The organism is Azohydromonas caseinilytica (assembly GCF_012927045.1).
GTDB lineage: Bacteria > Pseudomonadota > Gammaproteobacteria > Burkholderiales > Burkholderiaceae_C > Azohydromonas > Azohydromonas caseinilytica.
On sequence record NZ_JABBFW010000014.1, the window covers coordinates 116,741 to 129,737 of the forward strand.

At 65.3% G+C, this 12,997-nt stretch carries 16 protein-coding genes and 4 pseudogenes; 15 read left to right on the top strand and 5 right to left on the bottom strand.

What is annotated here, in order from left to right; genetic code table 11:
• Positions 1–109: 109 nt before the first annotated feature.
• Both HHL10_RS18895 and HHL10_RS31020 read left to right on the top strand, forming a co-directional pair.
• Complete coding sequence (locus HHL10_RS18895) at positions 110–766, top strand: hypothetical protein (protein ID WP_169161948.1); 657 nt, start codon at positions 110–112, stop codon at positions 764–766.
• Between the two features lie 163 nt (positions 767–929).
• Positions 930–1,058 carry a hypothetical protein gene (locus tag HHL10_RS31020; protein ID WP_259373262.1) on the top strand — a complete coding sequence of 43 codons (129 nt, stop codon included), beginning with the start codon at positions 930–932 and terminating at the stop codon, positions 1,056–1,058.
• A gap of 57 nt (positions 1,059–1,115) precedes the next feature.
• Here the strand turns inward: HHL10_RS31020 and HHL10_RS18900 are convergent, their stop codons facing one another.
• The 4 genes from HHL10_RS18900 to HHL10_RS18915 are packed head-to-tail and all read right to left on the bottom strand — an operon-like array spanning position 1,116 to position 4,263.
• Positions 1,116–1,844, bottom strand: a complete 729-nt coding sequence (locus tag HHL10_RS18900; protein WP_169161949.1) for a DUF6602 domain-containing protein — start codon at positions 1,842–1,844, stop codon at positions 1,116–1,118.
• Entirely contained in the window at positions 1,841–2,767 is a 927-nt protein-coding gene (locus HHL10_RS18905; protein WP_169161950.1) for an AAA family ATPase, read from the bottom strand. Before HHL10_RS18905 ends, HHL10_RS18900 begins: the two co-directional genes overlap by 4 nt.
• Positions 2,764–3,285 (bottom strand): HORMA-1 domain-containing protein, encoded by a 522-nt coding sequence (locus tag HHL10_RS18910; RefSeq protein ID WP_169161951.1) that lies wholly within the window; start codon positions 3,283–3,285, stop codon positions 2,764–2,766. Before HHL10_RS18910 ends, HHL10_RS18905 begins: the two co-directional genes overlap by 4 nt.
• Positions 3,286–3,297: 12 nt before the next feature.
• Positions 3,298–4,263, bottom strand: a complete 966-nt coding sequence (locus HHL10_RS18915; RefSeq protein ID WP_169161952.1) for a CBASS oligonucleotide cyclase — start codon at positions 4,261–4,263, stop codon at positions 3,298–3,300.
• 608 nt (positions 4,264–4,871) lie between these two features.
• Between HHL10_RS18915 and HHL10_RS31025 the strand changes: the two are divergent.
• From HHL10_RS31025 to arsH, 13 genes and pseudogenes are all read left to right on the top strand, one after another.
• Positions 4,872–4,934: pseudogene (locus tag HHL10_RS31025) on the top strand (hypothetical protein); the annotation flags it as partial.
• Positions 4,935–5,010: 76 nt separating this feature from the next.
• Positions 5,011–5,112: pseudogene (locus tag HHL10_RS31030) on the top strand (hypothetical protein); the annotation flags it as partial.
• Positions 5,113–5,278: 166 nt separating this feature from the next.
• Positions 5,279–5,872: pseudogene (locus HHL10_RS18925) on the top strand (MFS transporter); the annotation flags it as partial.
• A 134-nt stretch (positions 5,873–6,006) separates the two neighbouring features.
• Positions 6,007–6,726, top strand: a pseudogene (locus HHL10_RS31215) (TRC40/GET3/ArsA family transport-energizing ATPase); the annotation flags it as partial.
• Positions 6,727–6,919: 193 nt separating this feature from the next.
• Entirely contained in the window at positions 6,920–7,240 is a 321-nt protein-coding gene (locus HHL10_RS31220) for an ArsA-related P-loop ATPase (protein ID WP_310734629.1), read from the top strand.
• Between the two features lie 138 nt (positions 7,241–7,378).
• Positions 7,379–7,705 (top strand): ArsR/SmtB family transcription factor, encoded by a 327-nt coding sequence (locus tag HHL10_RS18935; RefSeq protein ID WP_169161953.1) that lies wholly within the window; start codon positions 7,379–7,381, stop codon positions 7,703–7,705.
• A gap of 29 nt (positions 7,706–7,734) precedes the next feature.
• The gene (locus HHL10_RS18940; protein ID WP_169161954.1) at positions 7,735–8,244 is read left to right on the top strand and encodes an ArsI/CadI family heavy metal resistance metalloenzyme; all 510 of its coding nucleotides are present in this window, start codon (positions 7,735–7,737) and stop codon (positions 8,242–8,244) included.
• Positions 8,245–8,254: 10 nt separating this feature from the next.
• Entirely contained in the window at positions 8,255–8,758 is a 504-nt protein-coding gene (locus HHL10_RS18945; protein ID WP_169161955.1) for an arsenate reductase ArsC, read from the top strand.
• 77 nt (positions 8,759–8,835) lie between these two features.
• Positions 8,836–9,339 carry an arsenate reductase ArsC gene (locus tag HHL10_RS18950; RefSeq protein WP_169161956.1) on the top strand — a complete coding sequence of 168 codons (504 nt, stop codon included), beginning with the start codon at positions 8,836–8,838 and terminating at the stop codon, positions 9,337–9,339.
• Between the two features lie 14 nt (positions 9,340–9,353).
• On the top strand, positions 9,354–10,445 hold the full coding sequence (gene arsB, locus HHL10_RS18955) for an ACR3 family arsenite efflux transporter (protein WP_169161957.1): 1,092 nt from the start codon (positions 9,354–9,356) through the stop codon (positions 10,443–10,445).
• A 197-nt stretch (positions 10,446–10,642) separates the two neighbouring features.
• Positions 10,643–10,963, top strand: a complete 321-nt coding sequence (locus HHL10_RS18960) for a YnfA family protein (protein WP_169161958.1) — start codon at positions 10,643–10,645, stop codon at positions 10,961–10,963.
• Between the two features lie 55 nt (positions 10,964–11,018).
• On the top strand, positions 11,019–11,441 hold the full coding sequence (gene arsC, locus HHL10_RS18965; RefSeq protein WP_169161959.1) for an arsenate reductase (glutaredoxin): 423 nt from the start codon (positions 11,019–11,021) through the stop codon (positions 11,439–11,441).
• Complete coding sequence (gene arsH, locus HHL10_RS18970; RefSeq protein ID WP_310734628.1) at positions 11,434–12,156, top strand: arsenical resistance protein ArsH; 723 nt, start codon at positions 11,434–11,436, stop codon at positions 12,154–12,156. Before arsC ends, arsH begins: the two co-directional genes overlap by 8 nt.
• 124 nt (positions 12,157–12,280) lie before the next feature.
• Here the strand turns inward: arsH and cadR are convergent, their stop codons facing one another.
• Entirely contained in the window at positions 12,281–12,757 is a 477-nt protein-coding gene (cadR, locus tag HHL10_RS18975) for a Cd(II)/Pb(II)-responsive transcriptional regulator (protein ID WP_169161960.1), read from the bottom strand.
• Positions 12,758–12,997: the final 240 nt, after the last annotated feature.

Here is a 12,997-nt window from a genome sequence, read left to right on the forward strand (position 1 = left end):
CAGACTGAATAAAGGACAACGATGGTGAAAGTTTCGATGACGGCTGAAGCAAACAGCGTTTAACTTGCTGCCCACGAGCACTGCGCAACCAGATTGTGGAGATTACTCAATGCCTACCATCGAACTTTCGACCGTCGCTTTTTACGCGGGACTCCGGCCTAGATCACTGTCTTTGTGGGCCTGCTCCGTGCCATTGATCAAACATGTGCCGGGCGCGTTGACGGCCATTTATGGCGCCAAGAGCAAGCCAGAAGCATTCATGGCGGCGAGTGATTATGCCCAGCGCAACGGGTTTCAATATACGGTGATCGATTTCATTGTGAATCTTGAGAAAAGGCCCAGTCCGGTGATGAAGCCCGATGAGCTGGAGCGCTTTGACTTTCTGAACATGTCGCGCATGGCGTCTGCCATGAATGAGCCGATCGGCGAGTGGATTTGTGCCGAATTGGCGCCTGGTGACAGCCGCGCCAAGCTGCTCAACGAGATGCCGCTCCAGCAAGCCTTGAGGCAGGATCCGTCGCTCCTGGGCGTCTTGTTGGAATCCCCCGCCTGTCGCCATTTGAAGTTGATTGCTTGTCCAGCTCAAACGAAGCTTGGACTCCAGCCTCTCAGAGTTGGCGTGGTACCTTTTCGGCACTGGTTGGCAATTCAAGAAGCAACCTGCCGTCTGGACCCGACAGTGCACATCACCGTTGAGCCTCCAGATCCTGCAGCTGCCAAGTTGGTCGAGGCGTCCTCAAGGGCGGCTGCTGCACCCAAGCCATGAAAACCTGGCCTGCACTGACCCATGCGCGCGGACTACGGGTTATCGTGCCCTGACATAGGCGACATTGCGGCAGAGGCGGCCAGCGGCTGTCGCGCGTAGACCGAGTTCACCATGCGCGGCTGCAGGCAGGACTGGTGCGCGAGGCCGCCCGGCCGACTGGTCTTTGGCCGACTTCTGGGATTGGCTCACGGCGCCGCTGGTGGCGATGGCGCTTGAGCGTCAATTGCGCGCACCGCGGCTGCTGAGATACAGCGATGCGGACTGGATCGACGCCGCGGCAATGTCGAAATGAATTACCGTATGCGTAGCAATCGCACGTCGCGACGCTGGGTGCATACTTTCTGGGTGCCTATTTCGTCAGCCAATCCGCATATGCATTCACGTCGATCATCGGGACCGTGCCGCTGAACTGCAGCATCGAAATCAACTTGAAGAGAAACGCGGTCGCAGGTTTGCCCTCGCGCGTGAATTCGTACTTGCTATTCGCGGCCTCCCAAACAAAGTGTCCGTGCGCAGCCACGCACCCAATGTCCAAGCGGTCCACTTCAACGTTGCCGTCACCTAACGCCTTCCACAACGCGTCGCCGCAGCAAGGCGTCCAATCGCTCTCAAACGTCAGGATACCGCCCAGGATAGGGATCAGCGGCTTTGGTGGGTAGATTCCCTTTGCATACGGTATCGGAAGGCTCGTGCGGTGCAGCCTCCGCACCGTCGCTACCTTTTGCCGCGCATACGTTACATGCTGCGCGTTGATGGTCTGCTTCGCCTCGAAAACCGCGTAGACACTCTCCGCCGGGACAATCGTCTGCCCCTCGTACTGGAAAATGAACGGCGAATACTGCCTGTCGTAGACCACGACATCGATCTGCTCGCTGAAGGTGCCCTTGCTATCGACCACGAATGCTTTGTCAGCCCGGTAGCGTTCGGGAAGATACTTGGCAAGCATCTCGAGCCAGACAGCCTCGCTCGCGTCCCCCTTCGTCCCAGGATGGGCAAATGACTTGCGCGCAATATGCAGCCGGTGCTGAATGTCGTCATGCAGATTGGCCAGCAGAACTGGCAGTGACCAGCCGCTCATGGCCTATGCTCCTCGAACGGCGGTGTTGGATGCATATGCTGTGCGATCTCCAACGCCCGTGCGGAGTCAATCCCACGCGCGGGATATGCATCAAGGACGATGGCCGGAAGAAGGCGCTGCGTCAAATCGGAGAACGTGAACCCGTGGTTGCGGGCAGCTGTATTGCCGGTCGCGGCAGCCAGGGCATCGATGTCCGGACCGGATAAGAGGCTGCTGAGCCACTTGTCCAACAGATGGCGACGCTGCTCTCGAGTTGGACGGCCGAAGTGCATGACGTCAGCCGCGCGCCGACGCACCGCCGGATCTAGCGCGGTGAGTCGGTTCGTGCACATGATGACGGCCGCAGGAAGGCGGCCGTTGGCCATTCGATCGATGCCACGGATGAACGCGTTGACGCCTGCACGGTCCTCGTGATGCATCTGCTGCGTCTCGCGAGATTGCGCCAGCGCATCAGCTTCGTCCACCAGCAAGATGACGCCGCCACGTGCTGCCCCGCTCGTCGACTTGTACTTGGCCGCCTGCGCGCAGGCATGCTCAAAGGCCGAACTGATCAGCTGCGTCATCTCACCCACACGCCCTTGGCCGCGCGAAGACAGGCTCAGCGGCAGCAGCGTGATGTCGATGTCCTCTTGCCTGGCCACCAAATCACCAACGGTTTCGGCCAGTTCAGTCTTGCCGGAACCGACATCCCCAGCCAGCACCACCAGCGGCGGCCGACGCAGGACCACATCGACCAGCGCGGTCGCGCGGTGCTGATTGGCCCACTTCTGCAGCCCTGTCGGGTTGATCAGTACACCCAGCATGTTGGCCAAGCGCTTGATCTTGTCATCCATACCGACCAAACGTTCCAGACGCATGCGCGCGTCAGGGTCGGGGAGCATGGCCGGGCGCTCGAAAAGTCCCTGGGTTTGCGCGTGAGTCATCCGTAACTCCTGACGCTGTCGCGGCCAAGAGAACGGCCGCCAGAGCTGTAAGTTCTATCAGTCACAAAGTAGCCGTTCACGTTCGGTGCCTGCGCACCGGTGCGTTGCACGGCCAAGCTTTCTTTGAAATCCGCCTGCTGCTGGCTGTTCAGGCTGTCCCACTTCGCGCTGTAAGTGAGGTAGCTATAGAAGCTAGCGCCCGCTACATCAGCCCCGGGCCGCACCTTGCCAGGGTCGTCGTCTGCAGCATCGACGCCAGCAGCGAGATCTTGCGCCGTGTACCTCAACGTCGGCTCTATCCACTGGTCGTTGCGCTTGAAGCCATACATCACCGTACCCAGGTAACCGCAACGCAGGAGTTCAACGACCTCAGATTCGTAGCTGTCGATGTCCGCATCGCTGGGTTTGTCGTAAAGCCGCTGCATGCGTTTAAGGTCGGTCTTAACCTTGGCGGCAAGGTGACGCGCATGCACAACGGTAAAGGTTGCGGCCTCCGTGGCCGTGAAGCTGTAGCTCATCTGCTTGACTCCTCAGCCTTGGAAGGTCGAGCCGAGAACCTTTTGCCAATACCGCACGGTCAGTTCCTTGGTGGGCGCCGACAGTGCTGCGTCGATAGCGTCGCCCGCATCCAGCGCAGCATCGACAATGGCGTCGGCCTGCTCGGCCGTGTATAGCTTGGCAACGTTGTTGGTGGGATTGATCGGATCGAAGATCTGAACAACGTCGAAACACTTGCCGACGTCGGAGACGGGATAGTGGTCGGTGAAGACGATGCGCTGACGCAGGTTCGAACGAGCGATGTAGGTGAAAAACGCCTGCATTGCGTCGGGGTAGTCCGACAAGTCCTGGCCCTGGTCTGTCAAGTGCGCGAGGATGAGCTCGACCATGAAGGACTTGAAGCGAAAGCCCTCGCGCTCTTGCTTCATTCGGCGCGCCCAGAACTTCAGCAGGCGCGCAACCTGGGCAAAGTGAGTCTCCTGAGCGCGCTTGCGCTTGCGGATGAACTCCAGATGCAACGGGATGCTGGTCTCTAGAAAAGAGCCGTCCTCTTGGCTGACGAGGTTGCCTCGCCACGCAGAATCACCGGCATACAGCACCGGCACGACGTCGACGTCCAGCCCGGTACCCTTGAAGGATACGGTGACGGAGTATGTCTGCGGCTTGACTTGGTCCGGCGAAAAGTTGGGGAATGCCTTGCGCAACCGCTCGGCCAAGTATTCCAGCAACTGCTTGACGTCATGCGGCGCGTCTGAGCCGCTGATGTACACGGCCACGTCGATGTCGTTGAGCGTGCGCAGAGCTGTGCCCTTGGCCAAGCTACCCGACAACATCATCCTGCGCAGCGTGAAGTTGGGGTGCTCGTCCAGATAGGTTTCAAGCTTCTCGCGTAGGCGTCTGGCCTGCGCTCGGTATTCGTCAGCCTTGTCACGCGGAAGATTCACCCGTTCTTCGGCGAACCGGGCGATGGCACGGTGATCGACATGGGCCCTGCTCATCGGTCGTTTCTCTTCCTCAAGTCAGTGCTTGTGCGCCGAGCGCGATGCCTTCGCGCATACGGCATGAAAAGCCAGTTGTGAAAAAGTCCCGGCTTTCAAGCAGGCGATCCGTGGCAGGATTTCGCCATCTACATGCTTCATAGCGGATCAACCTCCCTGCCAGAACTTCGTGGGGTGCAGAGGGCCACGGTGCCTGTTGGCCTTTTGCATCGGTGTTCCCTGCTTCTTCGGTTGCCTGAATAAGTACTTTATTCAGGCTCCTGTTGCGAAACGTTAGAAACGTTACGACAAATGATAGCCTCGAAGCATGTCTTTGGAGCACAGGGCGGTTCGCGGTAAGCGGATTTCTCGTGAATGTGTGAAGCCGGGGCTGATTGCATAGCGGAGTTGATGGACTCTGCCGCGGTAGCGGCGCTGTGCACCTGGCACAAGGGGCTGTCGGCGCGCGAAGCGGTCGAGTAGTACCTGCCTCAAACACTGGTTGATGGCGCATCGGCGCGCGGCGTGCTCGGCAGCATCCGGCGCCAGCTGCAGCGTTTGGCGCGCTCGCGCTCGCGCCAGCGGCCGGACCTGGCCGAAACCTTCGCCGTGGAGCGCCGTTGCGCACGTTGCCTCCGCCGCAGCCCCTCATCGGCGACCGCGTCGAGCACTGGCTGCCCACGCGCATCGCCGCCGCGCTGCAGTCGGAGGGCATCGAGACGCTGGCGGCACAGACGCTGCGCGTGCCGCGGCTGCCGGCGCTGGTGGACGGCCGTGCCCGGGCTGGGCGCCACTGGCGTACGCCAAGTGGAGGCCTTCTTCGCCGCGCACCCCGGGCTCTCCGAGCGCGCCCGCACGCTGGTGGCGGTGCCGCCCACGGACGTGCAGCCGTGGGAACGCATCGCGTTGCCGCAGGAGCTCGACGGCTCGCAGGGGCGCTTCCGCGCCCCGCGGGAGAGCTGTGTGCTCGACGCCCGCGACGACTACGCCGCGGTGCAGGCCTGGCTGCAGCGCCACGAGTCCGAGGTCACGCGCCGGGCTCACCGCCGCGCTGCTGGCCTTCACGTTTGCCGCTGTCTGGTTCGTGAGCACCGCCATGGCGGCGCACCTGCCGCGGATACTGCAGGCCGTCGGCGCCAGCCTCGCGGTGGCGGTCGGCGTGGGCGCCCTGGTGGGGCCGGCCCAGGTGGCCGGACGGATCTTCGAGTTCAGCGTGCTGCGCAAGGTGCACCCGCTGCTGTCGGCCCGGCTGGCCGCCCTGGCGCATCCGCTGGGGGCTGCCATCTTGCTGACGGCCGGCGCGTCGATGGCGCCGGTGTTCGCGCTGCTGCACGGCGCGGGCAACGGCATCCTGACCATCGCCATGGGAACGCTGCCGCTGGTGCTGTTCGGCTCCCGCGGCTATGGCGCGCGCCAGGGCTGGATCATGATGCCCGCGCGCTGCGTGCAGGCGCTCGCGCCCTTGCTGTTCGGGCTGGCGCTGGACGGCTGGGGTGCCGCGTCGCTGTGGCTGTCGGCCGCGCTGGGGCTGTGCGCCTTCGGCGCCTTGATGTTGCTGCGTGCGCCGGCTTCGCCTTCCCCGGCCCTGGCCCCCGCCCGCCCCGACACTGCCCGGGGCTGCGGGCGCTGAACGCCGCAGTCCTTCACCGCAAGAACATCACCATGTCCCTGAACGATCCCCTGGCGCTGCTCGAAGCTGCGCCGCGCTTTCTCTTCTTCACCGGCAAGGGGGGCGTGGGCAAGACCTCGCTGGCCTGTGCCTGCGCGCTGGCCCTGGTGGACGCGCGACGGCGGGTGCTGCTCGTGAGCACCGACCCGGCCTCCAACTTCGACGAGATGCTCGCCACGCCACTGGGGCGCGTGCCGACAGACGTGGCCGGCGCGCCGGGGCTGCAGGCCCTCAACATCGACCCGGAAGCCGCGGCCGAGGCCTACCGGCTGCGCGTGATCGCGCAGATGGCCCTCGAGAGCACCGAGGTACAGCGCGGCAAGGTGCGCGAGCAGCTTTCCGGCGCCTGCACCACCGAGATCGCAGCCTTCGACGAGTTCGTGGGGCTGCTCGCGGGCGACGCCGAGGGCTTCGACCACGTCATCTTCGATACCGCCCCTACCGGCCACACGCTGCGGCTGCTGAGCCTGCCCAAGGCCTGGACCGGTTTCCTGGAGGGCAACGACCGCGGCGCCTCGTGCCTGGGGCCGCACTCGGGGCTGAAGATGCAGGAGATGCGGTTTCGCGAGGCGATGACGGCGCTCGGGGATGCACGGCGCACGCGCGTCGTGCTGGTGACCCGGCCTGACGCGCCGGCGCTGAAGGAGGCCGCGCGAACCCGTACGGAACTGGTGGAGCTGGGACTCGCGAACCAGTGGCTCGTCGTCAACGGTGTCTTCACGGAAGCACCGGGCGACGATGCGGTGGCCGCGGCGCTGTGGTCCCAGCAGCAGGCGGCACTCGCTGCCCTGCCCGAAGCCCTGCAGGGACTGCGGCAAAGCCTCGTGCCGCTGCGGGGCTTCGACATGGTTGGCCTGGCGGCCCTGCGCGCGCTGCTGGCTGGCGGCACCGAGCCGCCCACGGTGCGCAGCGGTGAGCCGGACTCCGTGGGATGCCACGGGCGCCTACCACCGGCAGATGCTGCGCGACTTCAAGGGCGCGGCCAGCACGCGCGTGGTCACGCCGCTGATGCGGCTGCAGGACCCCGACTACACCCGCATCGTGCTGGTCACGCTGCCGGAGACCACGCCGGTGTCCGAAGCGGCTGCGCTGCAGGAGGACCTGAAGCGCGCGCGCATCGAGCCCTTCGCCTGGGTCGTCAACCGCAGCCTGGCGACCTCGGGGACCACTTCGCCCGTGCTGGCCGCCCGGATAGCCGGCGAGATGCAGCAAGTGCGCCGGGTCGCAAGCTCGCTGGCCCAGCGGACATTCGTCGTGCCCTGGCGCCAGGAGCCGCCGGTCGGCATCCAGGCGCTCGGGCAACTCGACGAGAAACCGGCCAGCGCGTAGTCGTGGTCGATTTCCAAGGCAGGACGGCCGGCACGGGGCTGTTGCTGCGCACCGCCTGTCGTCGGCACGCCCCGTGGTCGCGGCAACCGAAGGGACTTCGGGTTCTCATTTCAAAAACAATTCCAGTATGATGGAATCATGGAAGAGAAAGACGTCGTCCGCTCCCTTGCCGCGCTGGCCCAGTCGGCACGGCTGCAGATATTCCGCAGCCTGGTGGTCGCGGGCCATGCGGGCATGACGCCCGGTGCGATGGCCGAGGCGCTGCAGCTGCCGGCATCCACGCTGTCGTTCCACCTCAAGGAGCTCACCAACGCCGGTCTGGTGAGCCAGGAGCGCGAGGGCCGCAACCTGATCTACCGCGCCGCGTTCGGGCACATGAACGCGCTGCTGGCCTACCTCACCGAGAACTGCTGCCAGGGTGCCCAGGAGTGCGTGCCGGCGGCGCAAGGCTGTTCCAACTGCTGATTTCCAAGACCCACCGGGAGAGCTGCTCAATGAAGCGTTTTCACGTCCACCTGCACGTCGATGACCTGGCCAGGAGCATCGCCTTCTATTCCAGGCTCTTCGCCGCCGAGCCCGCGCGTGTCGAGAGCGACTACGCCAAGTGGATGCTCGACGACCCGGCCGTGAACTTCGCCATCTCCACGCGCGGCCAGGCCGGCGCCATCGATCACCTGGGCTTCCAGACGGACGATCCGGAGGAACTGGCCGCCATGAAAGCCCGTGCCGAGGCCGCCGACATGGCGCTGCTCGACGAGGGGGCGACCACCTGCTGTTACGCGCGCAGCGAGAAGCACTGGATCACGGACCCGCAGGGGATCGCCTGGGAGCACTTCCACACCCTGGGCAGCATCCCCGTGTTCCGCGAGGGGGAAGGCGCCGACACCGGGGCCTGCTGCACGCCGGCAACGCCCGCTGCCGAGCCCGCGCCGGCCGCCAGTTGCGCGCCGCGCGGCAAGCCAATCGGCATCCCGGTGAAGTCCTCCACCAGCTCCTGCTGCTGAGAGGCCGGCCATGGACACCAAGGTGTACAACGCGCTGTTCATCTGCACGGGCAACTCCGCACGCTCGATCATGGCCGAGGGGCTGCTCAACCACTTCGGGCGCGGGCGCTTTCGCGCCTATTCCGCAGGCAGTCATCCCGCCGGTGCCGTGAACCCGCTGGCCTTGGCGCTGCTGCACAAGTGGCACATCCCGACCGACGGCTTTCGCAGCAAGTCCTGGAACGAGTTTGCTGCGGCCGGTGCGCCCGAAATGGACTTCGTCTTCACGGTCTGCGACAAGGCCGCCGGCGAGGTCTGTCCCCTGTGGCCGGGCCAGCCCATGACAGCGCACTGGGGCGTGGCCGACCCGGCCACGGTCGAGGGTCCTGATGAGGTCCGTGCCCGCGCCTTCCTGGATGCCGCCACGGTGCTCAAGCGCCGTATCGAGCTGATGCTCGCGCTGCCCTTGCAGTCGCTGGCCCGCATGTCGCTGCAGCGCGAGATCGAGCGCATCGGCAAGTCCGGCGCTGCCTGAGCCTCGCACTTCGGCCCCGCGCTGTTCGCTGCGGGGCCGGCTTTTTTCCGACGCATTCCAAGCTGCCTGGTTCTTCGATGACCACCCACGTACTGATCCTGTGCACCCACAACTCCGCACGCAGCGTGCTGAGCGAAGGGATGCTCAACCACCTGGCCGCCAAGCTCGGCCGTGACGTGCGCGCCCACAGCGCCGGCAGCGCCCCGAGCGGGCGCATCAACCCGTTTGCTCTTGAAGCGCTGCAGAACGCCGGCATCGACACCAGTGCCTACCGCAGCAAGAGCTGGGACGAGTTCTCGGCGGGCAGCGCGCCGGCGCTGTCCATCGTCATCACCGTGTGCGACAGCGCCGCGGCGGAGGCCTGCCCGGTGTTCTTCGGCGCCAACGGCCAGCCCGTGAAGGTGCACTGGGGCTACCCCGACCCGTCCAATGCCGAGGGCGGCGACGAGGGCAAGCGCCGCGCCTTCGAGCTCACGCGCCAAGCCATCGGCTACCGGATGCTGCAGCTGCTGGCGCTGCCGCTGCAGACCATGGACCGCGACGCGCTGCAGGCCGCGCTCATCGAGATCGGCCGCAGCTGAGTGAGAGACCGACCATGAACAACACCCGAACCGTACCGGCCGCGCAGGCGGCCCGGGCTGCCGCACCGGCGCCCATGAGCGTCTTCGAGCGCTGGCTCACCCTCTGGGTCTTTCTGTGCATCGTCGCCGGCATCGCGCTGGGGCAACTGCTGCCCGGACCGTTCCAGGCCATCGGCCGCGTGGAAGTGGCCCAGGTCAACCTGCCCGTGGGCGCGCTGATCTGGATCATGATCATCCCGATGCTGCTGAAGGTGGATTTCACCTCGCTGCACCAGGTGAGCCAGCACTGGAAGGGCATCGGCGTCACGCTGTTCGTGAACTGGGCCGTGAAGCCCTTCTCGATGGCGCTGCTGGGCTGGATCTTCGTGCGCCACCTCTTCGCGCCGTACCTGCCCGCCGAGCAGCTCGACAGCTACATCGCGGGCCTGATTCTGCTGGCCGCGGCGCCCTGCACGGCCATGGTGTTCGTGTGGAGCCGGCTCACCGGCGGCCACCCGCTGTTCACGCTGTCGCAGGTGGCACTGAACGACACCATCATGGTGTTCGCCTTCGCGCCCATCGTGGCGCTGCTGCTCGGGCTGTCCTCCATCACCGTGCCCTGGGACACGCTCATCACCTCGGTGGTGCTCTACATCGTGATCCCGGTGATCGTGGCGCAGCTCTGGCGCCGGGCACTGCTCAGAAAAGGCCAGGCCGCCTTCGACGCCACGCTGGCGAAGATCGGCCCCTGGTCCATCACCGCGCTGCTGGCCACGCTGGTGTTGCTCTTTGCCTTCCAGGGCGAGGCGATCCTCAAGCAGCCGCTGGTGATCGCCATGCTGGCCGTGCCCATCCTGATCCAGGTCTTCTTCAACTCGGCGCTGGCGTACTGGCTCAACCGCAAGGTGGGCGAGTCGCACAGCGTGGCCTGTCCCTCGGCGCTCATTGGCGCCAGCAACTTCTTCGAGTTGGCGGTGGCCGCGGCGATCAGCCTCTTCGGCTTCGAGTCCGGGGCAGCCCTGGCCACCGTGGTGGGCGTGCTCATCGAGGTACCGGTGATGCTGCTGGTGGTGCGCATCGTCAACCAGAGCAAGGGCTGGTACGAGGCCGGTGCACGCGGGGGCTGAGGCCAAAGATGCGTTCCACGCGAGGCGGCTTGGCGTCCGCCTCGCGCTCATGCCGCGCGTACATCGCATCGGAGGTGGCCTGATGACAGGCGCGGCATATCGACATCGTCGCGCTGGAGCTTGTTGCCGGCCTCTTGGGTGCAGTGCCGACTGGCGCCGGGGCCCTTGAGGCATCGGCGGCCTGCGCACAATGACCCATGAAAACGTTCCTGCTGTACGTCGCCACGGCGCTGGCCGAGATCGTCGGCTGCTACCTGCCGTACCTGTGGCTCAAGCAAGGGCGCACCGCCTGGCTGCTGCTGCCTGCCGCCGCGAGCCTGGCACTGTTCGCATGGCTGCTCACGCTGCACGACACGGCTGCGGGACGCGTCTACGCGGCCTACGGCGGTGTCTACATCGGCGTGGCGCTCTTGTGGCTGTGGGTCGTTGACCAGATCCGCCCGACAGCCTGGGACCTGGCCGGCGTTGCCGTGGCGTTGGCTGGCATGGGCATCATCATGTTCCAACCAGACCGGTAGGACTCCAACAGGCGACCCGGTTCGGCCAGCCCCATCCCCAATATCGAATCGACCCATGACCGACGTCACCATCTTCCACAACCCCGCCTGCGGTACCTCGCGCAACACGCTGGCGCTCATCCGCCATGCCGGCATCGAGCCGACCGTTGTCGAGTACTTGAAGACGCCGCCCACCAAGGAGCAACTGCGCGAGCTGGTGGCGGCCACGGGCCAGGGTATGCGCGCGCTGCTGCGCGAGAAGGGCACGCCGTACGCGGAGCTGGGCTTGGCCGACCCCAAGTGGAGCGACGAGCAGTTGCTCGACTTCATCGTGCAGCATCCCATCCTGATGAACCGCCCGCTGGTCGTGACGCCTCTGGGCGCCAAGCTGTGCCGCCCGTCCGAAGCGGTGCTGGAGCTGCTGCCGGTGGGCCAGCTGCCACCCTTCACGAAGGAAGACGGTGAAGTGGTGCAGGACAGCGGGGTGCGCCGTGGCTGAGCTGGACCAGACGTTTCCTGCACTGGACGCCTCGCTGTTCCGCGTGCCGACTGTCGAGCAGTTGCAGGTGCGCGAGCCCTCGCGCCACGCGCCGCGCTTTCTGATGCTCTACGGCTCGCTGCGCGAGCGCTCGTACAGCCGGCTGCTGACGTTCGAGGCGGCGCGGCTGCTGCAGGCCATGGGCGGCGAGGTGCGCATATTCGACCCCACGGGGCTGCCGCTGCCTGACGGCGCCCCGGACACGCATCCCAAGGTCCAGGAGCTTCGGGAGCTCGCGGCCTGGTCCGAGGGCATGGTGTGGTGCTCGCCGGAGCGCCATGGCGCGATGACCGGCATCATGAAGGCGCAGATCGACTGGATACCGCTGTCGGTCGGCGCGGTGCGACCGACGCAGGGCAAGACGCTGGCGGTGATGGAAGTCTCAGGGGGCAGCCAGTCCTTCAACGCCGTCAACCAGATGCGCGTGCTCGGGCGCTGGATGCGCATGATCACCATCCCCAACCAGAGCTCGGTGGCCAAGGCCTTCAACGAGTTCACCGAGGACGGCCGCATGAAGCCCTCGGCGTTCTACGACCGGGTGGTGGACGTGATGGAGGAGCTGTTCAAGTTCACGCTGCTCATCCGCGACGTCGCGCCGTACCTGGTGGACCGCTACAGCGAGCGCAAGGAGAGCGCCGAAGAACTCTCCAAGCGCGTCAACCAGCGCGCCATCTAAGCCTTTGCGCCAGTTTCCGCTGCACGATGCCGCTTTGGCATCGAACTGCATGCACAGTCGCTGCTGCATGACGCTGCCGAGTTACCACGAAGGAGGCTGACCGGGAGAACTCATGCGGGGCCGCTCAACGCGGCTCTGGCCCGTCCCCGTGCCGATGGGCGCCTTTGACATGGCTGTGTGGCCGCGACCCCGGTTCTGCCGTCTGGCTGGCCGCCTGGGCCAATTCATTGAGGATGCCGCAATCCCGGGCTGGCTGGCCCTGATTGCATAGCCGGCGCAATTCCTTGAGCTCCTTTTGCAGCGTGCGCAGCTGTTGGATGCGGCGCTCGACATGGCCGATGTGCTCGTCCAGCAGCGCGTTGACCTCGCCGCAGTTGTCATGCGGCGCGTCCTTGTAGTGCAGCAGCACCCGGATCTCGTCGAGCGTCATGTCCAGCGAGCGGCAGTGCCGGATGAATGCCAGCCGCTCCACGTGCCCGGTGTCATAGACCCGGTAGTTGCCGCTCGTGCGCGGCGGCAGGGGTAACAGCCCTTCGCGCTCGTAGAAACGGATCGTCTCCACCTGAATGCCTGTCGTGTTGGCCAGCTCACCGATCTTCAAGACCTGCTCCGTTGCTACCCTGCCACGAACTAGGCAGGCTATTGAACTCTAGACGAACTACAGGGTTTGAGAACGGCCTTGAGCCGCAAACCACTTTTTCGCGTCTTGCTTGGCCCATCCTGCCAGAGGGGCCCGGACGTTTCTGTTCGAAGCCACTGAGGCACGGATCGAGGCGGACTGCGAGGCGGCTTTACCCTGAAGTTTGAAAGGGAATCGAGCCTTGCCTTGACTCTGTAGCTA